At 64.7% G+C, this 502-nt stretch carries 1 protein-coding gene; it reads right to left on the bottom strand.

Features of this window, described 5'->3' with window-relative positions; all coding sequences use genetic code 11:
* A partial coding sequence (locus ACK8OU_RS20450) for a transposase (RefSeq protein ID WP_410305161.1) occupies positions 1-412 on the bottom strand: 412 nt, incomplete at its 3' end.
* Positions 413-502: the final 90 nt, after the last annotated feature.

The following is a 502-nucleotide window of genomic DNA, read 5'->3' as shown; positions in this document are numbered from 1 at the left end:
CAACATCGCCGGGAATACGCAGCAGCAGTTCGGGCCCGACCTCGATCGTGATCACCCCGGAACCACCCTGTGCTGCAACGGCTGTCGAAGGCACAGGGTGATCCACAGGATCGGGCAAAATAGACAGCGGCACAAAGGCAGGCGCCGCCACCGCCAAACCGGGAGATGTGGGCAGCCCGTCCATCAGTTCACCCGGCAGTGCCAGCCGACCCTGCCGCGCATACCGACGCCAATCTGACAGGTGATGGGGCAGGATGTCATAGCGCGCCGCCACATCGACCACCCGGGCACCCGGTTGAAGGCTCTCGGCAACGATCCGCGCCTTGACCTCAGCAGGCCACTGCCGCTTGCCCCGCCGCCGCGGCTCGACAACCTCGCACCGCCCCATGAACCCTTCACCACCATCCGCCATACAAGACCTCCATCTGCTCACGCAGGCCTTCTCGCAGGCGGGTCACGCGTCAGGAACACATCAATTCAATGGGTCGGAGCCACCGCATAC

The organism is Pontitalea aquivivens, from assembly GCF_046507575.1.
In the GTDB taxonomy this organism is placed as follows: domain Bacteria; phylum Pseudomonadota; class Alphaproteobacteria; order Rhodobacterales; family Rhodobacteraceae; genus Pontitalea; species Pontitalea aquivivens.
Note: the sequence above shows the minus strand (reverse complement) of the source record. Positions and strands in the feature narration are given on the sequence as shown.